The following is a 21,520-nucleotide window of genomic DNA, read 5'->3' on the forward strand; positions in this document are numbered from 1 at the left end:
CACTCCGAGCGCCTGCCCAAAGGGGTGAAGGAGCGGATCGGAGTGGATAGACAGTTCCCGGAGGGGGATCGTGGGGGGGGGGGGGGGGGGGGGGGGGGGGGGGGGGGTGGGGGGGGGGGGGGGGGAGGGGGGGGGGGGGGGGGGGGGGGGGGGGGGGGGGGGGGGGGGGGGGGCCCCCCCCCCCCCCCCCCTCCACCATGAGCAGGGCGGCTCAGCCGAAGACGGCCAGGCTCTTGGCCTTGCCCTTCTGGTCCTCCACGAGCGCCAGCAGACGCCCGTCCGGCGCGAAGACGGCCACAGGACCGGCGGGGTACGACGGCATCTCCAGGCGGACGCCGTTCAGGAGCAGCCGGGCACGCTTCTCGTCGACCTCCCAGCGGGGGAACGCCGCCGTGGCCGCGTCGGCGACCGGCATGACCGTCAGGTCCTCCTGGAGCTGGTCCAGGGTCCTGGCCGAGTCCAGCTTGTACGGGCCGACCCGGGTCCGGCGCAGCGCGGTCAGATGACCGCCCACGCCGAGTCCGGCGCCGAGGTCGCGGGCGAGGGCCCGGATGTACGTACCGGAGGAGCAGACGACCGAGACGACGAGGTCGACGACAGCCGTACCGTCCTCGGCGACCGCTTCCCGGACGTCGTACACCTGGAAGGACGAGACCGTGACCGGCCGGGCCGGGATCTCGAACTCCTCGCCGCCGCGCACGCGCGCGTACGACCGCTTGCCGTCGATCTTGATGGCGGAGACCTTCGACGGCACCTGCATGATGGCGCCGGTCAGCTCCGCCACGCCCGCGTCGATGCCCTCGCGGGTCACCTTGGAGGCGTCCACGGAGGCGGTGATCTCGCCCTCGGCGTCGTCGGTGATCGTCGTCTGGCCGAGGCGGATGGTGCCGAGGTACTCCTTCTCGGTCAGCGCGAGGTGGCCGAGGAGCTTGGTCGCCCGCTCCACGCCCAGGACGAGGACGCCGGTGGCCATGGGGTCGAGCGTGCCGGCGTGGCCGACCCTGCGGGTCTTGGCGATCCCGCGCATCTTGGCCACGACGTCGTGCGAAGTGAAGCCCGACGGCTTGTCGACGATGACAAGGCCGTCGGGCGTCTTCCCTGCGGTGCTCATTCGGCGGTGGTGCCCTCTTCGTCCTCGTCACCGGGCTTGCGGTACGGGTCGGCCTCGCCGGCGTACTTCGCGCCCGAGGACACCTCGCGCACCTGGGCGTCGGAGGCCCGGGCCTTGTCGAGAAGGTCCTCGATGGTCTTGGCGTTCTCCGGGAGGGCGTCCGCGACGAAGGTCAGGGTCGGCGTGAACTTGGTCCCCGCCGCCCGGCCCACCGCGGAGCGCAGCACGCCCTTGGCGCTCTCCAGGCCCGCCGCGGCGCTGGCCCGGTCCTCGTCGTCGCCGTAGACCGTGTAGAAGACCGTGGCCTCCCGCAGGTCCCCGGTGACGCGGGTGTCCGTGATGGTCACGTGCGTACCCAGGCGCGGGTCCTTGATGCCGCGCTGCAGCTTCTCGGCGACCACCTCCCGGATGAGGTCCGCCAGCTTCTTCGCCCGCGCGTTGTCGGCCACTGGTCCTTCTCCTTCTTTGCCTTGCTCAATCAGTCTTCATCAGTGTGGAGCCTGCGTCGCACTGACAGCAGTTCCACTTCGGGCCGCGCGGCGACCAGCCGTTCACAGCGGTCGAGCACGTCCGACACGAACCCCGGGTCCCCGGACACCAGCGTCACCCCTAGCCGGGCTCTGCGATGGAGGTCCTGGTCGCCCACCTCGGCCGCGCTCACGGAGAACTTGCGCTGGAGCTCGGCGACGATGGGCCGGACGACGGAGCGTTTCTCCTTCAGCGAATGGACGTCGCCGAGGAGCAGATCGAAGGACAGAGTCCCCACATACATGGATGTCCGGATGTCCCGCCGGTTCGGGGTCAGTGGCCCCGCCAAGGGCTTGGCAGGGACACCAGAACCGTACACGCAACGGCCGGGGCCGATCGACGGAATAACTTCCGCCGACCGGCCCCGACTCAACGCTGCGATCGGACGCGATCAGGCGCGCGGCTTCTCGCGCATCTCGTACGTCGCGATGACGTCGTCGATCTTGATGTCGTTGAAGTTTCCGAGGTTGATACCACCCTCGAAGCCTTCGCGGATCTCGGTGACGTCGTCCTTGAAGCGGCGCAGACCGTGGATCGTGAGGTCCTCGGCGATGACCTTGCCGTCGCGGACCAGACGCGCCTTGGTGTTGCGCCTGACCTCGCCGGAGCGGATGAGGACACCGGCGATGTTGCCCAGCTTGGACGAGCGGAAGACCTCGCGGATCTCCGCCGTGCCGAGCTCGACCTCTTCGTACTCCGGCTTGAGGAGACCCTTCAGGGCCGCCTCGATCTCCTCGATGGCCTGGTAGATCACCGAGTAGTACCGGACGTCGACGCCCTCGCGCTCCGCCATCTGCGCGGCACGGCCGGCCGCACGGACGTTGTAGCCGATGACGATGGCGTCGGAGCCCATCGCCAGGTCGATGTCGGACTCGGTGACCGCACCCACACCGCGGTGCAGGACCCGGATGTCGACCTCTTCACCGACGTCGAGCTGGAGCAGCGAGGCCTCGAGAGCCTCGACCGCACCGGACGCGTCGCCCTTGATGATGAGGTTGAGTTCCTGGACCAGACCGGCCTTGAGCACCTTGTCGAGGTCCTCGAGGGACACCCGGCGAACGCGCTTGGCGAAGGCGGCGTTGCGCTCACGCGCCGCGCGCTTCTCGGCGATCTGACGGGCCGTACGGTCCTCGTCGACGACCAGGAGGTTGTCGCCGGCACCCGGCACGTTGGTGAGACCGAGCACCAGGACGGGAGTCGACGGGGTCGCCTCCTCGACGTTGTTGCCCTTGTCGTCGAGCATCGCCCGGACGCGGCCGTACGCGTCGCCGACCACCACGGTGTCGCCGATGCGCAGCGTTCCGCGCTGGACCAGGACGGTCGAGACGGCACCGCGACCGCGGTCGAGGTGGGACTCGATCGCAATACCCTGCGCGTCCTGGTTCGGGTTGGCCCGCAGGTCGAGCGAGGCGTCGGCGGTGAGGACGACGGCCTCCAGCAGGGAGTCGATGTGCAGACCCTGCTTGGCGGAGATGTCGACGAACATCGTGTCGCCGCCGTACTCCTCGGCCACCAGACCGAACTCGGTCAGCTGACCGCGGACCTTGGTCGGGTCGGCACCCTCGACGTCGATCTTGTTGACCGCGACGACGATCGGGACGCCGGCGGCCTTGGCGTGGTTCAGCGCCTCGATCGTCTGCGGCATGACGCCGTCGTTGGCCGCGACCACGAGGATCGCGATGTCGGTCGACTTCGCACCACGGGCACGCATGGCGGTGAACGCCTCGTGACCCGGGGTGTCGATGAAGGTGATGCGACGCTCTTCGCCGTTGACCTCGGTGCCCACCTGGTAGGCACCGATGTGCTGGGTGATGCCACCGGCCTCGCCCGCGACGACATTCGTCTTGCGGATCGCGTCGAGAAGTCGGGTCTTGCCGTGGTCGACGTGACCCATGACGGTGACGACCGGCGGACGGGAGACCAGAGCCTCTTCGCCGCCCTCGTCCTCGCCGAACTCGATGTCGAAGGACTCGAGAAGCTCGCGGTCCTCCTCCTCCGGGGAGACGATCTGAACCGTGTAGTTCATCTCCTCGCCGAGCATCGTCAGCGTGTCGTCGGAGACGGACTGCGTGGCCGTGACCATCTCGCCGAGGTTCATCATCACCGCGACGAGCGACGCCGGGTTGGCGCCGATCTTCTCGGCGAAGTCGGTGAGGGACGCACCGCGCGACAGGCGAATGGTCTCACCGTTGCCGCGAGGCAGCATCACACCGCCGACCGACGGGGCCTGCATGGCCTCGTACTCCTGGCGCCTCTGCCGCTTCGACTTGCGACCACGACGCGCGGGACCGCCGGGACGACCGAAGGCGCCCTGCGTGCCACCACGGCCACCCGGACCGCCGGGACGGCCACCGAAGCCACCGGGACGACCGCCGAAGCCGCCGCCACCGCCGCCGGGACCACCCGGACGACCGCCGCCGCCACCACCGGGACCACCGGGACGACCGGCGAAGCCGCCGCCGCCACCGCCGGGACCGGCCGGACGGCCGGCGAAGCCGCCGCCGCCGGGACGACCGCCGCCGCCTGCCGGACGACCACCGGGGCCACCGGGGCCACGGCCGCCGGGGCCACCACCGGGACGCGGGCCGGCAGCGGGACGCTGCGGCATCATGCCCGGGTTCGGACGGTTACCGCCGGGCGCGCCGCCCGGACGGGGAGCCTGCGGACGAGGCATGCCACCGGGGGTGGGACGCGCGCCGCCCTGACCCTGCGGACGCGGGGCGCCACCGGGGCCACCCTGCGGACGCGGGGCGCCCGGAACGGCACCGGCGCCGCCGGGACGGGGAGCGCCGCCACCCGGACGGGGCGCCTGCGGGCGCGCCATTCCGGTGGAGCCACCCGAGGTGAAGGGGTTGTTGCCCGGACGGGGACCCGCCGGACGTGCGCCACCGGGACGCGGGGCGCCCTGGCCCTGGGGGCGCGGGGCACCCTGGCCCTGCGGACGCGGCGCGCCCTGACCCGGACGGGCGGGACGCTCGCCGGTGGGACGCGGACCCTGGGCACCGCCACCGGCACGCGGACCGGCGGCCGGGGCCGACGGAGGTGCGGTGAACTCGGGGGCGGCGGGAGCCGGGGTGACCGGCTTGGGCGCGGGCTTCGGGCCCGGGCGGGGGCCCGAGGCGGCCGGAGCCGGAGAAGGGGTGCTGCTCGCCGGGGCGGCCGGAGTGACCGGGGCCGGCGCCGCGGGCGCGGCGGGGGCCGGCTTAGGAGCCGGGGCGCCGGGCTTCGGGGCAGCGGGACGTGCCCCGGCGGCCGGGGAGGGCGCTGAGGGCTTCGAGGGGGCGGCCTTGCGAGGCGCGCCCGGCTTGGCAGCGGACTTGCCGGCGTTGCCGCCGGGCCCCTGCAGTGCATCAGTCAACTTGCGCACGACCGGCGCCTCGATCGTCGAGGACGCCGAACGGACGAATTCACCGAGTTCTTGGAGCTTGGCCATGACGACCTTGCTCTCCACACCGAACTCCTTGGCGAGTTCGTATACCCGGACCTTAGCCACTTCGCTCCTTTTAGGTCCGGTTACCGCCGGACCGTCGCTACTTCATGGGCGTACTCATCGCGTACTCATCGAGTGCTCATCGCAATCTCGACCTACTTCCAACTCGCGAGGTACCTGACCGCACGGTGTTCCGTGCCGTACTTCTTCTTACAAGATCTGGCGCACTGCCGCCGTTTCCAGCGACCCCTGGACCCTGAAGGCCCTCGGGAACGCCCGGCGGCGGACCGCCAGGTCGAGACAGACCGAGGCGGGGTGCAGATACGCACCCCGGCCGGGCAGCGTACCGCGAGGATCGGGGACGCATTCGCCCTCGACCGCCACGATGCGCAGCAGATCGCTCTTGGCCGCTCGCTCCCGGCATCCCACACAGGTTCGCTCAGGGCACGCTCGGGCTTGCGTCCGGCCAGACACGGTTAAGTCTACCTCCCCGTAACGACCTCACCCGTGCGGGGCAAAAATCGAACGGTCGTTTGTCGTGATCTCGCTGTAGCAGAACGTCACCACAGCGTGATTCATTCCCCGGGACGGGGTCAGCGGTCGTCGCGCTCGTCGCCCGGCTGCTGCTCCGTGTCCGGGCGGATGTCGATGCGCCAGCCGGTGAGGCGGGCGGCCAGGCGGGCGTTCTGCCCCTCCTTGCCGATCGCCAGCGACAGCTGGTAGTCCGGCACGGTCACCCGGGCGGAGCGGGCGGCCAGGTCGACGATCTCGACCTTGGAGACCCGGGCCGGGGAGAGCGCGCTGGCGACCATCTCGGCCGGGTCGTCGGACCAGTCGACGATGTCGATCTTCTCGCCGAGCAGCTCCGCCATGACATTGCGCACCCGGCTGCCCATGGGGCCGATGCAGGCGCCCTTGGCGTTCAGGCCCGAACGGGTGGACCGTACGGCGATCTTGGTGCGGTGACCCGCCTCACGGGCGATCGCCGCGATCTCGACGGAACCGTCCGCGATCTCGGGGACCTCCAGCGCGAACAGCTTCTTCACCAGATTGGGGTGGGTGCGCGACAGGGTGACGGACGGACCGCGGACACCCTTGGCGACCCGGACGACGTACGTGCGCAGCCGCAGACCGTGCGTGTACTCCTCGCCCGGCACCTGCTCCTGCACCGGAAGGATGGCTTCCAGCTTGTCGTCCAGCTTGACGAGGACGTTCTTCGGGTCCTTGCCCTGCTGCACCTGGCCGGCGACGATGTCGCCCTCGCGGCGGGCGTACTCGCCGAAGGTGACGTCGTTCTCGGCGTCACGCAGCCGCTGCTGGATGACCTGTCGGGCGGTGCTCGCCGCGATCCGGCCGAAGTCCGACGGGGTGTCGTCGAACTCCTTGGGCTCCTGGCCCTCCTCCAGCTCGGAGGGGTCTTCCTTCGCCCACACCGTCACGTGCCCGGTGTGCTTGTCCAGCTCCGCGCGCGCGTGACGACGGGCGTCGGGCGTGCGGTGGTAGGCGATGAGGAGGGCCGACTCGATCGCCTCGACCAACAGGTCGAAGGAGATCTCCTTCTCTTGTGCCAAGCCCTTCAGGAGCTTCACGTCGATGTCCACGGCTACGCCTCCTCTTCCTTCTTGTCCTTGCGGTTGAACTCGATCTCGACACGCGCCTTGGCGATGTCGCCGAACTCGACCCGGCGGGCGGTGGGCTTGCGCCCCTTCACGCCCGGCACTTCGAGGTCCACGCCGGCGTCGTCCACGGTGAGGATCCGCGCGACCAGCACGTCGGCCCCGGCCTCGTCCGTCAGCTGCAGCTTGACCAGGCGGCCGGTGGCGCGCACGTAGTGGCGGTGCTCCGTGAGCGGGCGCTCCGCGCCCGGGGTGCCGACTTCGAGGGTGTACTCGCCCTCGCCCATCGCGTCCGTCTCGTCCAGCTTCGCCGAGAGCGCGCGGCTCACATCGGCGACCTGGTCCAGGTCGGCTCCCTCGTCGGAGTCCACGACGACCCGCAGCACTCGCTTGCGTCCCACGGAAGCCACCTCGAGCTCTTCGAGATCGAGTCCCTGCGCGGCGATGAGCGGCTCAAGGAGTGCTCGCAGCCTGTCGCTCTGGGTGGTGCTCATCCGGGTGACTCCTCGGCCGCGTGTGCTGTTGTGGGTTTCGTCGCGTGTCAGACCAAAGGGTATCCGGTCCCGGGGGGTGTTGCCGTCCACGGGCCGGAGGGCCGCGGGTACGCTCGCCTGCGGTGATCTTCGACCGAGGCCGAGGGAGTGGATGTGGGGCGCACGGGGACCCTGGGCAGGCGGGCGCTCCTGGCGGCCGGGGCGGTGACACTGGCCGGCTGCACCACGGACCGCGCCGACGGCGGGCGGCCGGGGAAGCGGACGGCGGCCGAACGGGCGGCGCTCGCCGAGGCGGCCCTGCGCCGCCGCTCCGCGGCGACGAGCCGCTCCCTGCTGGAACGTTACGACGCGGTGCTCGCCGCCCATCCCTCGCTGACGACACGACTGGCCCCCCTGCGGCGCGCGGCGGCCGCGCACGCCGCCGCCCTGGGCGAGGGCGTGGCACCGAGCCCCTCTCCCGCCTCGCCCACGCCGGCGAACGCCGCTCCTTCGGCGGGCACCCGGTCGGCGGAGAGTGTCACTCCTCCGGCCACCGCGTCCGTCCCGGCGCCCGCCCCCGTCTCCGCCGATCCGGCGGCCGCGCTCAAGGAACTGGCCGCCGCCGCACGCACGACCGCCGACGCGCACGCGGCCACGCTCCTCGACGCGCCGCCCGAATACGCCCGCCTGCTCGCCTCGGTGGCGGCCGCCGGAGCGGCCCACGCGTATCTGCTCACCGAAGGAGGCCGGGCATGAGCGCCCTCGACGCGGCGCAGGCCGCGCTCGCCGCCGAGCACGCCGCGGTGTACGGGTACGGGGTCGTCGGCGGCCGGATCGGTGCCGAGCGGCGCGCCGAGGCCACCTCCGCGTACGAGGCTCACCGGGCACGACGGGACGCGCTGCGCAGGACCGTGCGGGACCTCGGCGGGGAACCGGTCGCCGCCGCGGCCGGCTACGAACTGCCGTTCGCCGTGCCCGACACGGCCGCCGCCGTACGGCTCGCCGCGGTCCTGGAGGACCGGGTCGCCGGGGTGTACTCCGATCTGGTGCGCGCCGCCGGCGGACCGCTGCGGCGGGACGCGGCCGCCGCGTTGCGCGAGGCGGCGGTACGGGCCGTTCGCTGGCGCGGCACCGACGTAACCTTTCCTGGGCTCGCCGAGCGGCTGTGAGTCCTTCCCTGACCAGAAGGAACAACGCACGCATGGGTTTCGAACCGCCGCAGCTACTGGTGCGGACGCTCGGCGAGAGGTACGGGGACGCTGTCGCGGCCGAGTGGCTCGGGAGGCTGCCCGAGCTGGCGCGAGGTGCGCTGGAGCAGGCGTCCCTGGAGACCGAGCGGGTGACGGCTCCCGGCGGGCGCAGCAGCCTCGTCGTCCTCGTGCGGCGCCCGGACGGCTCCCCCGCGGCGCTGAAGATCGCGCCCGCGCCCGCGCGGCCCGATCTGGAGCGGGACGCGCTGGCCCACTGGAACGGCTGGGGAGCGGCACGGCTGCTCGACACGGTCGAGGACGGCTCGCTGATCCTCGAACGGCTGCACCCCGAGGTCTCGCTGCGGTCCCTGCCCGAGGCGAAGGCACTGCTGGAGGCGGCGGGGACGGTACGGAAGCTGTGGGTGGAGCCGCCGGCGCAGCACGGGTTCGAGTCGGTCGCCGAGCGCACGGCCCGGCAGGCGGCGGCGATGGAGTCCTCCCGCGAGGACGCCGAGACGGGCGTCCTGACGACGGCCGCGCTGGCCGCGCGCGAGGAGCTGGTCGCCGACTCCCCCGAGACGCTGCTGCTGCACGGGTGCTTCCGGCAGGGCAAGGTGCTGGCCGGGGACCGCGCGCCCTGGCTGGCCGTGGGGCCCGAGCCGCTGGTCGGCGAGCGCGCCTACGACCTGGCGCGGCTCGTACGGGACCGGGTGGAGGACCTCGTGGCCTCCTCGGCGGGTGCCTCGTCGGCCCGCCGCCGGGTCAACAAGCTGGCGGACTCGCTGGAGGTGGACCGGGACCGGCTGCGGGGCTGGACGCTCTTCCGGGCGGTCGAGTCGGGTGTGAGGGCGATGACGGCGGGCCGTCGCAGGGACGCGGAGCTGCTGCTGGAGTTCGCGGGATGGCTGTGAGGGAATAACCTTGCTGTAACGCTCGGCTCGGACTCGGACCTCAGGGGGCCGTCATGGTCGAGGAGCTGCTGACAGCGGCGGCAGGTGTCGCGACGGCCGCGGCGGTGTACACGGCGGCGGCCGCACGTGTGGTGAAGCAGTACGAACGGGGCGTGGTCTTCCGCTTCGGGCGGCTGCTGCGCGATGTCCGCCAGCCCGGTTTCACGATGATCGTGCCGGTCATCGACCGGCTGCACAAGGTGAACCTCCAGATCGTGACGCTGCCGGTCCCCGCGCAGGAGGGCATCACGCGGGACAACGTGACGGTGCGGGTGGACGCGGTCGTGTACTTCAAGGTGGTCGACGCGGCGGACGCGCTGGTGCGGGTGGAGGACTACCGGTTCGCGGTCTCGCAGATGGCGCAGACCTCGCTGCGGTCGATCATCGGCAAGAGCGATCTGGACGACCTGCTGTCGAACCGGGAGAAGCTCAACCAGGGTCTGGAGCTGATGCTGGACAGCCCGGCGATGGGCTGGGGCGTCGCGATCGACCGGGTCGAGATCAAGGACGTCTCGCTGCCGGAGACGATGAAGCGGTCGATGGCGCGGCAGGCGGAGGCGGACCGGGAGCGGCGGGCGCGGGTGATCAACGCGGACGCGGAGCTGCAGGCGTCGAAGAAGCTGGCGGAGGCGGCGGCGGTGATGTCGGAGCAGCCGGCGGCGCTGCAGCTGCGGTTGCTGCAGACGGTGGTGGCGGTGGCGGCGGAGAAGAACTCGACGCTGGTGCTGCCGTTCCCGGTGGAGCTGCTGCGGTTCCTGGAGCGGGCGGCGCAGCCGGGGGGCGGGGCGGGGGGCCGGGCGTCCGACGAGCGGGCCGACGAGCGGGGCGACGAGCGGGCCGACGAGCGGGCCGCGACTCCCCCGCCGGTGGCTCTGCCGGAGACCTTCCAGGACCCCGTGCCGGGCCTCCCCGCGGAGTCGCGCTCGACGGATGACCTTCCCGACCTGGGCGACCTCCCGGACCTCCCGGAGGACACGCTCCTGGGCGCCCCCGCGGACCCCCCACGCGACGACACGCCCTGAGAACTGGTTGTGGGCAGGCGTTCCGCAGGACGGAACGGGTGGGCACAACCCCACGACGGCGCCGCGCCCGTGGTCACCACACGCACGGGAGTCGTCCCGCGTGCCCAGCATGGCGGAGGGGACGGCCGGGCCTCGCGGGCCTCGGCCGTCCCCTCCCGGATGCGCTACGCGCCGAGGCGGGCGATCGCCTCGGCGACCGTCAGTTCCTCGCGCTCGCCCGTCCTGCGGTCCTTCAGTTCCACGACGCCCTCTGCCGCGCGGCGGCCTGCGACCAGGATCTTCGGGACGCCGATGAGCTCCGCGTCGGTGAACTTCACGCCCGGGGAGACGCCCGCGCGGTCGTCGACCAGGACCCGCAGGCCCGCCGCCGACAGCTTGTCGGAGACCTCCAGCGCCAGCTCGATCTGCAGGGCCTTGCCCGCCGCCACGACGTGGACGTCCGCCGGCGCGACCTCGGCCGGCCAGCACAGACCCTTGTCGTCGGCGGACTGCTCGGCAAGAGCCGCCACCGCGCGGGAGACGCCGATGCCGTACGAGCCCATCGTGACGCGGACCGGCTTGCCGTTCTGGCCGAGGACGTCGAGCTTGAGGGCGTCGGCGTACTTGCGGCCCAGCTGGAAGATGTGGCCGATCTCGATGGCGCGGTCCAGCTTCAGGCCGGTGCCGCACTTCGGGCACGGGTCGCCCTCCAGGACGACCACGACGTCGACGTACTCGTCGACCTCGAAGTCACGGCCCGCGACGACGTTCCTGGCGTGGGTGTGCTCCTTGTTGGCACCCGTGATCCACGCCGTGCCCGGCGCCACGCGCGGGTCGGCGATGTACTTCACCTTGTCCAGGCCCTGCGGGCCGACGTAGCCGCGAACCAGGTCCCCGCGCCCGGCGAAGTCCGTCTCGGTGACCATCTCGACGGTCGCGGGCGCGAAGTGCGCCTCGACCTTGCCCAGGTCGACCTCGCGGTCCCCGGGCACGCCCACGGCGACGATCTCGCCGTCGACCTTGACCAGAAGGTTCTTCAGCGTCGCGGAGGCCGGGACGCCGAGGGAGGCGGCGAGGGTCTCGATGGTCGGGGTGTCCGGGGTGGGGATCTCCTCGGCGGCCGGGACGGCGGAGCCGTCCACCGGCTGGAGCTCGTAGGTGATCGCCTCGGTGTTGGCGGCGAAGTCGCAGTTCGGGCAGTCGGCGAAGGTGTCCTCGCCGGCGCCGGCCGGGGCGAGGAACTCCTCGGACTTCGAGCCGCCCATCGCGCCCGCGGTGGCGGCGACGATGCGGTAGTCGAGGCCGAGGCGCTCGAAGACGCGCTGGTAGGCCTCGCGGTGGAGGGCGTAGGACTGGGCCAGGCCCTCGTCCTCCGTGTCGAAGGAGTACGAGTCCTTCATGAGGAACTCGCGGCCGCGCAGGATGCCGGCCCGGGGGCGGGCCTCGTCGCGGAACTTCGTCTGGATCTGGTACAGGATGACCGGCAGGTCCTTGTAGGACGAGCACTGGTCCTTGACCAGCAGGGTGAAGATCTCCTCGTGCGTCGGGCCGAGGAGGTAGTCGCCGCCCTTGCGGTCCTGGAGGCGGAAGAGCTCGGCGCCGTACTCGTCCCAGCGGCCGGTCGCCTCGTAGGGCTCACGCGGCAGCAGGGCGGGGAGCGACACCTCCTGGGCGCCGATGGCGTCCATCTCCTCGCGGACGATGCGCTCGACGTTGGCGAGGACCTTCTTGCCCAGGGGCAGCCAGCTCCAGATGCCGGCGGCGGTGCGGCGGACGTAACCGGCGCGGACGAGGAGCTTGTGGCTGAGGACCTCGGCGTCCGCCGGGTCGTCGCGCAGCGTCTTCGCCATCAACTGGGACATGCGCTGGACCGGTGCGTTGGCCATGGTTCTCGTACTCCTGCCGGGTAAGGGTGATGGCTGGGGTGTCTCGCCGGCCGGGCCGGATCAGCGAGCGGCGACGAGCGCCCCCGGACCCGAGGCCGAGGAGGGAGACCTGGCGGAGCCATGGCGACCGACGACGACGCGGGAAGCGGGGCCGCAGGGCGGCGCGAGCCCGGCCTGGTCGGCGAGACACCCCCCAGGAGGTTAGCCGGGCGGCCCCTGCTCGGAGAAATCAGTTCGGGCGCGGCAGCGGCAGCGGGGCGCCCATCACGGCGTAGGGGCGGGGAGCGCTGGGGAAGTGGACCCGGCGGGCCAGGTCGACGTATCCGAGGGAGCGGTACAGGCCGCGGGCCGGGCTCTCGGTGTCGATCGCGGAGAGGATCGAGCGGGGCAGGTCCGACTGGTCGGTGATGGTGGTGATCAGCCCGCGGCCGAGACCCCGGCCCTGGTAGGACGGGTGGACGTGCAGCTCGGTGATCACGAACGACTCGTCGAGCCAGTCCGCGGTGCCGGTGGCTCGGAGGTACGGCTCCACGACGCCGGACCACCAGTGGGTGCGGTCGTTGGGCATGCCGTACACGAAGCCGACCAGCCGGCCGGCGGCGGTGGTCGCGCCGTACGCGCAAGCGCCGGGGTTGAGCAGATGGCGGAGCACGATGTGGCGTCGTACGACGATCTCGTCCTCGCTCAGTCCGAAGGCGAGCGCCTGGACGGCGAGGGCGTCGTCCACCCGCGCGGCGAGGTTGACCGGTCCGATCGTGACCTCGGCGATCTCTGCGTCATCCATGCGCCGACCTTATAAGCCGGTCCGTGCCTCAGAACAGCACGCTCATGAAGGCGCCGACCTCGCGGAAGCCGACGCGGCGGTAGGCGGCCCTGGCGGGGGTGTTGTAGTCGTTGACGTACAGGCTGACGACGGGGGCGACGTCGGCGAGGGCGTAGCGCAGGACGGCGGCCATGCCTGTCTCGGAGAGGCCGCGGCCGCGGAATTCGGGGGCGACCCAGACGCCCTGGATCTGGCAGGCCTGACGGGTGGCGGCGCCGATCTCGGCCTTGAAGACGACCTTGCCGTCCTCGATGCGGGCGAAGGAGCGGCCGCTGCCGACGAGTTCGGCGACGCGGGCCTGGTAGAGCAGTCCGCCGTCGCCGGACATCGGCGAGATGCCGACCTCCTCGGTGAACATGGCCACGCACGCGGGCATGATCACCTCCATCTCGTCCTTGCGGATGCGGCGGACGAGGGGGTCGGGCTCGACGGTGGCGGAGGGTTCCTCGGTGACCATCAGCGGCTGGCGGGCGCGGACGTCGCGGGCGGGGCCCCAGCTGGGTTCGAGGAGGCTCCAGAGCTGCGTGGTGGGTTCGACGGGGCCGACGATGGAGGAGCAGCGGCGGCCGGTCCTGCGGGCGCGGTCGGCGAAGGCGCGGACGGCGTCGGGGGTGGCGCAGATGGGGACGAGGTTGGCGCCGGAGTAGCAGAGGGAACGCAGGTGCCCGTCGGTGTACCAGCCCCACATCTCGCCGCCGAGGCGCCAGGGGTCGAGCCCGGCGGCCTGGACGCGGGCGGCCACGAAGGCGTTCTCGACGGGGGCGCTCTCCAGGACGGCGAGCGCGGCGCCGAGGTCGGCGGGTTCGAGGACCCGGGTGGTGGTCTGCGTCAACACTGAGGGGGCCTCACCATGCGGTCTGCTGATTTCCGCACTTTACCTGGCCCGTCGCCGGGGTGTCGGGTGGTGCGGCGGAACCCCCGGCCGACGCCCTGGGCAGCTCTCAGGGCCCCCTGCGGGGCACCGGCGGAGACAGCGCGAGGCCCCGGCGCTCGGAGCGCCGGGGCCTCGTCACGTACGGACGGGTCAGACGCCGATGGCGACGGTCGGCTCGCCCGACATCACGCCGTCCTTCTCCATCTGCTCGGCGATCTTCAGCGCCTCCTCGATGAGGGTCTCGACGATCTTCGACTCGGGGACGGTCTTGATGACCTCGCCCTTGACGAAGATCTGGCCCTTGCCGTTGCCGGAGGCGACGCCGAGGTCGGCCTCGCGGGCCTCGCCGGGGCCGTTGACGACGCAGCCCATGACGGCGACGCGCAGCGGCACCTCCATGCCCTCCAGGCCCGCGGTGACCTCTTCGGCGAGCTTGTAGACGTCGACCTGGGCGCGGCCGCAGGACGGGCAGGAGACGATCTCCAGGCGGCGCTGGCGGAGGTTGAGCGACTCCAGGATCTGGATGCCGACCTTGATCTCCTCGGCCGGCGGGGCGGAGAGGGAGACGCGGATGGTGTCGCCGATGCCCTCGGAGAGCAGAGCGCCGAAGGCGACGGCGGACTTGATGGTGCCCTGGAAGGCGGGGCCGGCCTCGGTGACGCCGAGGTGCAGCGGGTAGTCGCACTGGGCGGCCAGCTGGCGGTAGGCGTTGACCATCACGACCGGGTCGTTGTGCTTGACCGAGATCTTGATGTCCTGGAAGCCGTGCTCCTCGAAGAGGGACGCCTCCCAGAGGGCGGACTCGACGAGCGCCTCGGGGGTGGCCTTGCCGTACTTCTTCAGCAGCCGGGCGTCGAGCGAGCCGGCGTTGACGCCGATCCGGATCGGGGTGCCGGCCGCGGAGGCCGCCTTGGCGATCTCCTTGACCTTGTCGTCGAACTGCTTGATGTTGCCGGGGTTGACGCGGACCGCGGCGCAGCCGGCGTCGATGGCGGCGAAGACGTATTTCGGCTGGAAGTGGATGTCGGCGATGACCGGGATCTGCGACTTCCTGGCGATCGTCGCGAGCGCGTCGGCGTCGTCCTGGGTCGGGCAGGCCACGCGGACGATCTGGCAGCCGGAGGCGGTCAGCTCGGCGATCTGCTGGAGCGTGGCGCCGATGTCGGACGTACGGGTCGTCGTCATCGACTGCACCGAGACGGGTGCGTCGCCGCCCACCGCGACCGATCCGACCTGGATCTGACGGCTCTTGCGCCGCTCTGCGAGCTTCGTCGGAACGGACGGCATACCGAGAGAAATCGCGGTCATCAGCTGTACAACCCCAAGGTGTGGTTCATCGGGCTCAGGTCTTCGAGATTACCGCCCCGGCGGCGGGCGGCCGGACACCCCGGGGGGCCGGCCGCCCTTGCGTCACCCCTGCGTCACGTCAGTTTCACCGGGTTGACGATGTCGGCGGCCAGGACGAGCAGGGTGAAGCAGACGAAGACGCCCGCCACCACATAGGCCACCGGCATCAGCTTGGCGACGTCGAACGGGCCCGGGTCGGGGCGCCTGAAGATCCGTGCCGTGTGGCGGCGTACGGACTCCCAGAGAGCGCCGGCGATGTGCCCGCCGTCGAGCGGCAGCAGCGGCAGCATGTTGAACAGGAACAGCGAGACGTTGAACATCACGACCAGCTGCAGGAAGAAGACCAGAATGGTCTGCGGCGGGGCGTCGATGTTCATGAGCTCGCCGCTGATCCGGGCGGCGCCGACGACGCCGACCGGGGAGTCCTGCTTGCGCTCGCCGTCGCCGAAGGTGGCGTCCCACAGGTCCGGGATCTTGCCGGGCAGGGCGAGGACGGCCGCGGCGCCGGCCTGGAGCTGGTCGGTCATGCGGGAGGCGGACTCGCCGAAGGTGAGCGGGACGACCTCGCGGCCGGACTCGAAGCCCAGGTAACCGGCGGTGACGTACTGCGGGGGCTGGACGACCCTGCCGTCCGCGTCCTTCTTGAGCACCTTGTTCTCGAGGAGCGTCGCCCGCAGGTCGAGCTCCTTGCCGTCACGCTGGACGGTGACGGTCGCCTGGCCGGTGGTGGCGCGGATGCGGTCCGAGAGGGTGTTCCAGTCCGAGACGCGTTCGCCGTTGAAGGCGACGATCCGGTCGCCCTTGAGGAGTCCGGCGGCCTTGGCGGGCGACGCGGGGTCGCCCTTCTGGCAGGTGTCGCGCTTCTGGCTCTGGTCGATGACGCAGTTGGTGACGCCGGCGACCTTGGTGGTCTGCGTCTCGAACCCGACGGCCATGGCGCTGCCGAAGAACAGCAGAACGGCGAGGATCAGGTTCATGAACGGGCCGGCGAACATCACGATGACGCGCTTCCACGGCTTGCGCGTGTAGAAGAGCCGCTTCTCGTCACCGGGCTGGAGCTCCTCGAAGGATGCCTCGCGGGCGTCCTCGATCATGGAGCGCCAGGGTGAGGTGGAGCGGGCCTCGACGCGGCCGTCCTTGCCGGGCGGGAACATCCCGATCATGCGGATGTAGCCGCCGGCCGGGATGGCCTTGATGCCGTACTCCGTCTCGCCCTTCTTCCGGGACCAGAGCGTGGGGCCGAAGCCGACCATGTACTGGGGCACGCGGATGCCGAAGAGCTTGGCCGTGGAGAGGTGGCCGAGTTCGTGCCAGGCGATGGAGACGAGCAGCCCCAGCGCGAACAGCACGATGCCGAGGAGCGTCAGAAGTACGGTCATGCGCGCGCCTCCGCGGTTGCCTTCGCTGCGAGTTCTGCCAGTTCGCGGGCCCGGGCCCGGGCCCAGGTCTCCGCTTCGAGGACGTCCGACACCGTGAGCGAGGTTCCCGTGGCGGGAGTGCCGTGTTCGGTGACGACTGCCGTGACCGTATCCATGATTCCGTTGAACGGCAGCCTTCCGGCGAGAAACGCCTCCACGCACTCCTCGTTGGCCGCGTTGAAGACGGCGGGCGCGGTGCCGCCCAGCGCGCCGACGTGGCGGGCCAGACCGACGGACGGGAACGCCTCGGTGTCGAGGGGGAAGAACTCCCAGCTGGACGCCTTGGTCCAGTCGAAGGCGGGGGCCGCGTCGGGGACCCGCTCGGGCCAGCCGATGCCGAGGGCGATCGGGCCGCGCATGTCGGGCGGGGTGGCCTGGGCGAGGGTGGAGCCGTCCGTGAACTCGACCATCGAGTGGACGTACGACTGGGGATGGACGACGACCTCGATGCGGTCGAAGGGGATGTCGTAGAGGAGGTGCGCCTCGATGACCTCCAGGCCCTTGTTCACCAGGGTGGCGCTGTTGACCGTGATGACGGGTCCCATGGCCCAGGTGGGGTGGGCGAGCGCGTCCTCGCGGGTGACGTGGGCCAGCTCCTCCCTCGTACGGCCGCGGAAGGGGCCGCCGGAGGCGGTGACGACCAGCTTGCGGACGTCGGCGCGGGTGCCGGCGGCGAGCGCCTGGAAGAGGGCGGCGTGCTCGGAGTCGACCGGGATGATCTGGCCGGGCTTGGCGAGCGCCTTGACCAGCGGGCCGCCGACGATCAGCGACTCCTTGTTGGCGAGGGCGAGGGTGCGGCCCGCTTCGAGGGCGGCGAGCGTGGGCGCCAGGCCGATGGAGCCGGTGATGCCGTTGAGCACGGTGTGGCACGGGGAGGCGGCGAGCTGGGTGGCGGCGTCGGCCCCCGCGAGGATCTCGGGCAGGGGCTCGACGCCGTACCGCTCCCGCAGCGCCGCGCGCAGCTGGGGCACCACGTCCTCGCGGGCGACGGCGACCGCCGCGACCTTCAGCCGGTGTGCCTGCTCGGCGAGCAGCCCGACCCGGCCGCCGGAGGCGGCGAGGGCGGTGACCCGGAAGCGGTCGGGGTTGCGCAGGACGAGGTCGATGGCCTGGGTGCCGATGGATCCCGTGGAGCCGAGGACGACGATGTCCCGGCGGCCTTCGACCGGTGCGAAGACGATGTGCGGGTCGGCGAGAGGAGAGGGGCGGTCGCTCATGCCCCCCATTCTTGCCGCAAAGACCGTGTGGTCCTCACGGGGTACGGCTGAACCCGCCGTCGGCAGTGCCTGAGTCCGTACCGGAGTTCGTTTCGGGGTCGGTACCGGGGTCCGTCGCGGAGTCCGTACCGGGGCCCGTTTCGGGATCTGTACCGGGGTCCGTCGCGGAGTCCGTTCCCGGGTCCGTCGGGAAGGCCGCCACGAAGACGCGGTGGAAGTCCGGGAACGTCTTCCGTACGCAGCCGGGGTCGTCGAACGTGATGCCGGGCGTGCGCAGGCCGGTGACCGCGAAGGACATGACGATGCGGTGGTCGCCGTGGGTGGCGATCTCGGCCGGTCCTGCCGGGGCGGCGGGCTGGATCTCGATCCAGTCGGGGCCGGTGGAGACCGTGACGCCGAGGCGGCGGAGGTTCTCGGCGCAGGCGTCGAGACGGTCGCACTCCTTGACGCGGGTGTTGGCGACGTCCTCGATGCGGACCGGTCCGTCGGCGAAGGGCGCGAGGGCGGCGAGCGTCGGCATCGTGTCCGAGATGTCGCGCATGTTGACGGTCAGGCCGCGCAGGGTGCCCGTGCCACGGACGGTGGTGGCGGTGTCCGCGATCTCCACGTCGGCGCCCATCCGGCGCAGGACCTCGACGAAGCCGAGGTCGCCCTGGAGGGCGCCGGTACCGAGGCCGGGGACGGTGACGGTGCGGCCGGCTTCGAGGGCGGCCGCGGCGAAGAAGTAGGAGGACGTGGAGGCGTCGGGCTCGATCGCGTACGTCGTCGCCCGGTATCCGGTGGGCTCGACGCTGTACGTGCGGCCGTCCTGGGTGATCCGCGCCCCGAAGGCCCGCATCATCGCGAGGGTGATCTCGACGTACGGCTCCGAGACCAGGTCGGTGACGGTGATGGCGAGGCCCTCGGCGGTGAGCGGGCCGAGCATGAGCAGCGCGGTCAGGTACTGGGAGGACTGGCCGGCGTCGAGGGTGAGCGCACCGCCCTTGATGCCGCGGGCGGTGACGGTGAGCGGGTGGTGGCCCTCGTTCTCCTGGTGCCGAAGGTCGACGCCGAGGGTGCGCAGGGCGGTGCTGAGGGGGCCGAGGGGGCGGCGGCGCATCTGGGGGGAGGCGTCGAAGCGGAAGGTGCCGTGGCCGGCGGCGGCCAGGGTGGGGAGGAAGCGGGCGGTGGTGGCGCCGTCGCGGCAGTACACGTCGGCGGTGTCGACGGGCGGCCCTTCCGGCCGGCCCTCGATGTGCCAGGCCCCCGGCTCCTGGCGGACCTCGTAGCCGAGGGCCTTGAGCCCTTCGGCGAAGCCCTCGGTGTCGTCGGAGACGAGCGGCCGGAGGAGGGTGGTGGTTCCGTCGGCGGCGGCGGCGAGGAAGAGCGCGCGGGCGGTGACGGACTTGGAGCCGGGGATGTCTATGACGGTCACGGGACCATCCTGCCGTGCGGCGGGGCGCCGGGTCTCGCACATCCGCCCCGTGGACGTCCTCGCCGGGGCGGTTGCCGATCCACCTGGTTGTGGGCAGGCGTTCCGCAGGGCGGAACGGGTGGGCACACCCCACGACGGCGCCGCACCCGTGGACACCCGAGGCACGGGGAGCCCGGGCCCGGAAAGGGCACCGTCCCAGCGGAGACGTCGCCCCCACGGAGGAGGCACCCCGCACCGCACGCGCGGGGTGCCCGGCCTCCCCGGGTCAGGGGATCTTGCGGTGGACGTCGGCCGTCGTCGAGGGGCCAGGGGTCGCGTCCGCGATCCAGGGGCCGTCGTCGCTCGCGTCCACCACACCTTCCTCCAGCCACTCGAAGCGGCCCGCGAGGACCGCGTCCACCACCTTCCGGTCGAGGTCGTCCGTGTTGGACCAGAGGCGGCCGAAGAGCTCCTCCACCCGAAGCCGTGCCTGACGGCAGAACGCGTCGGCGAGCGCCTGCGCCTCGCGGCCGTGGTCCCCCGTCGACCGCATCAGATCCGCCCGTACGCACGCCGCGCTCATCGCGAAGAGCTCCGCGCCGATGTCCACGATCCGTCCGAGGAACGCCTGCTTCAGCTCCATCCGGCCCTGCCACCGCGACATGGCGTAGAAGGTCGAGCGGGCGAGCTTCCTCGACGTCCGCTCGACGTACCGCAGATGGCTCGCCAGCTCACCGAACTCCCGGTAGGCACCCGGCACCTGACCCTGCCCGGTGACGAGCTTCGGCAGCCAGCGGGCGTAGAAGCCACCCGCCCGCGCCCCCGCCTTCGCCTTGTCGCCCAGCGACTTCTCCGGGTCGATGATGTCGCCGGCCACGGCGAGGTGCGCGTCGACCGCCTCGCGGGCGATGAGCAGGTGCATGATCTCCGTCGAGCCCTCGAAGATCCGGTTGATCCGCAGGTCGCGCAGGAGCTGTTCGGCGGGTACGGCCCGTTCGCCCCGGGCCGCCAGCGAGTCCGCCGTCTCGTACCCGCGTCCGCCGCGGATCTGGACCAGTTCGTCGGCGATGAGGCAGCCCATCTCGGAGCCGTAGAGCTTGGCGAGCGCGGCCTCGATGCGGATGTCGTTGCGGTCCTCGTCGGCCATCTGCGAGGCGAGGTCGACGACCGCCTCCAGGGCGAACGTGGTCGCCGCGATGAAGGAGATCTTGGTGCCGACCGCCTCGTGGTGGGCGACCGGCTTGCCCCACTGCTCCCGTACGGCGGACCATTCGCGGGCGATCTTCAGCGCCCACTTGCCGGCCCCGACGCACATCGCGGGGAGCGAGAGCCGGCCGGTGTTGAGGGTGGTGAGTGCGATCTTGAGGCCCGCGCCCTCGGGGCCGATGCGGTTCGCCGCCGGAACTCGTACGCCGTGGAAGCGCGTGACGCCGTTCTCGAGCCCCCGTAGGCCCATGAAGGCGTTGCGGTGCTCGACCGTGATGCCGGGCGTGTCCGCCTCGACGACGAAGGCGGTGATGCCGCCCCGGTGGCCCTCGGACTTCGGCACCCGGGCCATGACGACGAGCAGGTCGGCGACGACGCCGTTGGTCGTCCAGAGCTTCACCCCGTCGATGACGTAGGTGTCGTCGCCGTCCGGGACCGCTGTCGTGGCGAGCCGGGCCGGGTCGGAGCCCACGTCGGGTTCGGTGAGGAGGAAGGCGGAGATGTCGGTGCGGGCGAGGCGCGGGAGGTAGGTGTCGCGCTGTTCCTGGGTGCCGAAGATCTTCAGCGGCTGCGGTACGCCGATGGACTGGTGGGCCGAGAGCAGCGCGCCGATCGCGGGGCTCGCGGAGCCGACGAGGGCGAGGGCGCGGTTGTAGTACACCTGGGTGAGGCCGAGCCCGCCGTACTTGGGGTCGATCTTCATCCCGAACGCGCCGAGGTCCTTGAGTCCGGCGACGACCTCGTCGGGGATGCGGGCCTCGCGCTCGATCAGCCGCCCGTCGATGCGCGTCTCGCAGAACTCCCGCAGCTTGGCGAGGAAGCCCTCGCCGCGCCGTACGTCCTCCTCGGAGGGGAGCGGGTGCGGGTGGATGAGGTCCAGTCGGAAGCGGCCGAGGAAGAGTTCCTTGGCGAAGCTGGGTCTGCGCCAGTCCTGCTCGCGCGCGGCCTCGGCGACCTGACGCGCTTCTCGTTCCGTGACCTTGGGCCGCTGGGTGGGTGCGGACATGAACCAACTCACCTCGCCGCTGATGGGGGCTTGTGGCTACTCGTCCGTGGT

The 21,520-nt window shown here is 71.8% G+C and carries 19 protein-coding genes; 4 read left to right on the forward strand and 15 right to left on the reverse strand.

What is annotated here, in order from left to right; all coding sequences use genetic code 11:
- Positions 1–211 precede the first annotated feature (211 nt).
- From truB to rimP, 7 genes are all read right to left on the reverse strand, one after another.
- On the reverse strand, positions 212–1,111 hold the full coding sequence (truB, locus tag ACZ4VW_RS24330; RefSeq protein ID WP_467965793.1) for a tRNA pseudouridine(55) synthase TruB: 900 nt from the start codon (positions 1,109–1,111) through the stop codon (positions 212–214).
- Entirely contained in the window at positions 1,108–1,560 is a 453-nt protein-coding gene (rbfA, locus tag ACZ4VW_RS24335) for a 30S ribosome-binding factor RbfA (protein ID WP_467965795.1), read from the reverse strand. Before rbfA ends, truB begins: the two co-directional genes overlap by 4 nt.
- Positions 1,561–1,589: 29 nt before the next feature.
- Positions 1,590–1,883: a DUF503 domain-containing protein gene (locus tag ACZ4VW_RS24340; RefSeq protein WP_355116172.1), complete on the reverse strand. Its 294-nt coding sequence runs from the start codon at positions 1,881–1,883 to the stop codon at positions 1,590–1,592.
- Positions 1,884–2,030: 147 nt separating this feature from the next.
- Positions 2,031–5,132 (reverse strand): translation initiation factor IF-2, encoded by a 3,102-nt coding sequence (gene infB, locus ACZ4VW_RS24345; protein WP_467965797.1) that lies wholly within the window; start codon positions 5,130–5,132, stop codon positions 2,031–2,033.
- Between the two features lie 147 nt (positions 5,133–5,279).
- Complete coding sequence (locus tag ACZ4VW_RS24350; protein WP_467965799.1) at positions 5,280–5,543, reverse strand: YlxR family protein; 264 nt, start codon at positions 5,541–5,543, stop codon at positions 5,280–5,282.
- 119 nt (positions 5,544–5,662) lie between these two features.
- Complete coding sequence (nusA, locus tag ACZ4VW_RS24355) at positions 5,663–6,670, reverse strand: transcription termination factor NusA (RefSeq protein WP_467965801.1); 1,008 nt, start codon at positions 6,668–6,670, stop codon at positions 5,663–5,665.
- Positions 6,671–6,672: 2 nt separating this feature from the next.
- Complete coding sequence (gene rimP, locus ACZ4VW_RS24360; RefSeq protein ID WP_467965803.1) at positions 6,673–7,179, reverse strand: ribosome maturation factor RimP; 507 nt, start codon at positions 7,177–7,179, stop codon at positions 6,673–6,675.
- A gap of 153 nt (positions 7,180–7,332) precedes the next feature.
- Between rimP and ACZ4VW_RS24365 the strand changes: the two genes are divergently transcribed.
- The 4 genes from ACZ4VW_RS24365 to ACZ4VW_RS24380 are packed head-to-tail and all read left to right on the forward strand — an operon-like array spanning position 7,333 to position 10,320.
- Entirely contained in the window at positions 7,333–7,914 is a 582-nt protein-coding gene (locus ACZ4VW_RS24365; RefSeq protein ID WP_467965805.1) for a hypothetical protein, read from the forward strand.
- Entirely contained in the window at positions 7,911–8,327 is a 417-nt protein-coding gene (locus ACZ4VW_RS24370; protein WP_467965807.1) for a ferritin-like domain-containing protein, read from the forward strand. Before ACZ4VW_RS24365 ends, ACZ4VW_RS24370 begins: the two co-directional genes overlap by 4 nt.
- 32 nt (positions 8,328–8,359) lie before the next feature.
- Complete coding sequence (locus tag ACZ4VW_RS24375) at positions 8,360–9,259, forward strand: aminoglycoside phosphotransferase family protein (RefSeq protein WP_467965809.1); 900 nt, start codon at positions 8,360–8,362, stop codon at positions 9,257–9,259.
- A 53-nt stretch (positions 9,260–9,312) separates the two neighbouring features.
- Positions 9,313–10,320, forward strand: coding sequence for a slipin family protein (locus tag ACZ4VW_RS24380; protein ID WP_467965811.1), 1,008 nt, complete (start codon positions 9,313–9,315; stop codon positions 10,318–10,320).
- 164 nt (positions 10,321–10,484) lie between these two features.
- On the opposite strand, the gene ACZ4VW_RS24385 is transcribed toward ACZ4VW_RS24380, so the two are convergent.
- The 8 genes from ACZ4VW_RS24385 to ACZ4VW_RS24420 all read right to left on the reverse strand — a co-directional run bounded on the left by ACZ4VW_RS24385 (position 10,485) and on the right by ACZ4VW_RS24420 (position 21,469).
- Complete coding sequence (locus ACZ4VW_RS24385) at positions 10,485–12,185, reverse strand: proline--tRNA ligase (RefSeq protein WP_467965813.1); 1,701 nt, start codon at positions 12,183–12,185, stop codon at positions 10,485–10,487.
- Positions 12,186–12,414: 229 nt separating this feature from the next.
- Positions 12,415–12,969 carry a GNAT family N-acetyltransferase gene (locus tag ACZ4VW_RS24390; protein WP_467965815.1) on the reverse strand — a complete coding sequence of 185 codons (555 nt, stop codon included), beginning with the start codon at positions 12,967–12,969 and terminating at the stop codon, positions 12,415–12,417.
- A gap of 28 nt (positions 12,970–12,997) precedes the next feature.
- Positions 12,998–13,843 (reverse strand): GNAT family N-acetyltransferase, encoded by an 846-nt coding sequence (locus tag ACZ4VW_RS24395; protein WP_467965818.1) that lies wholly within the window; start codon positions 13,841–13,843, stop codon positions 12,998–13,000.
- A 189-nt stretch (positions 13,844–14,032) separates the two neighbouring features.
- Complete coding sequence (ispG, locus tag ACZ4VW_RS24400) at positions 14,033–15,190, reverse strand: flavodoxin-dependent (E)-4-hydroxy-3-methylbut-2-enyl-diphosphate synthase (RefSeq protein ID WP_467965820.1); 1,158 nt, start codon at positions 15,188–15,190, stop codon at positions 14,033–14,035.
- A 113-nt stretch (positions 15,191–15,303) separates the two neighbouring features.
- Complete coding sequence (locus tag ACZ4VW_RS24405) at positions 15,304–16,608, reverse strand: M50 family metallopeptidase (RefSeq protein ID WP_467965822.1); 1,305 nt, start codon at positions 16,606–16,608, stop codon at positions 15,304–15,306.
- On the reverse strand, positions 16,605–17,873 hold the full coding sequence (dxr, locus tag ACZ4VW_RS24410; protein WP_467965824.1) for a 1-deoxy-D-xylulose-5-phosphate reductoisomerase: 1,269 nt from the start codon (positions 17,871–17,873) through the stop codon (positions 16,605–16,607). Before dxr ends, ACZ4VW_RS24405 begins: the two co-directional genes overlap by 4 nt.
- A gap of 25 nt (positions 17,874–17,898) precedes the next feature.
- Complete coding sequence (gene aroA, locus ACZ4VW_RS24415) at positions 17,899–19,278, reverse strand: 3-phosphoshikimate 1-carboxyvinyltransferase (RefSeq protein ID WP_467965826.1); 1,380 nt, start codon at positions 19,276–19,278, stop codon at positions 17,899–17,901.
- Between the two features lie 265 nt (positions 19,279–19,543).
- Positions 19,544–21,469: an acyl-CoA dehydrogenase family protein gene (locus tag ACZ4VW_RS24420; protein WP_467965828.1), complete on the reverse strand. Its 1,926-nt coding sequence runs from the start codon at positions 21,467–21,469 to the stop codon at positions 19,544–19,546.
- Positions 21,470–21,520 lie beyond the last annotated feature (51 nt).

Source organism: Streptomyces sp. NPDC029139 (genome assembly GCF_055564335.1).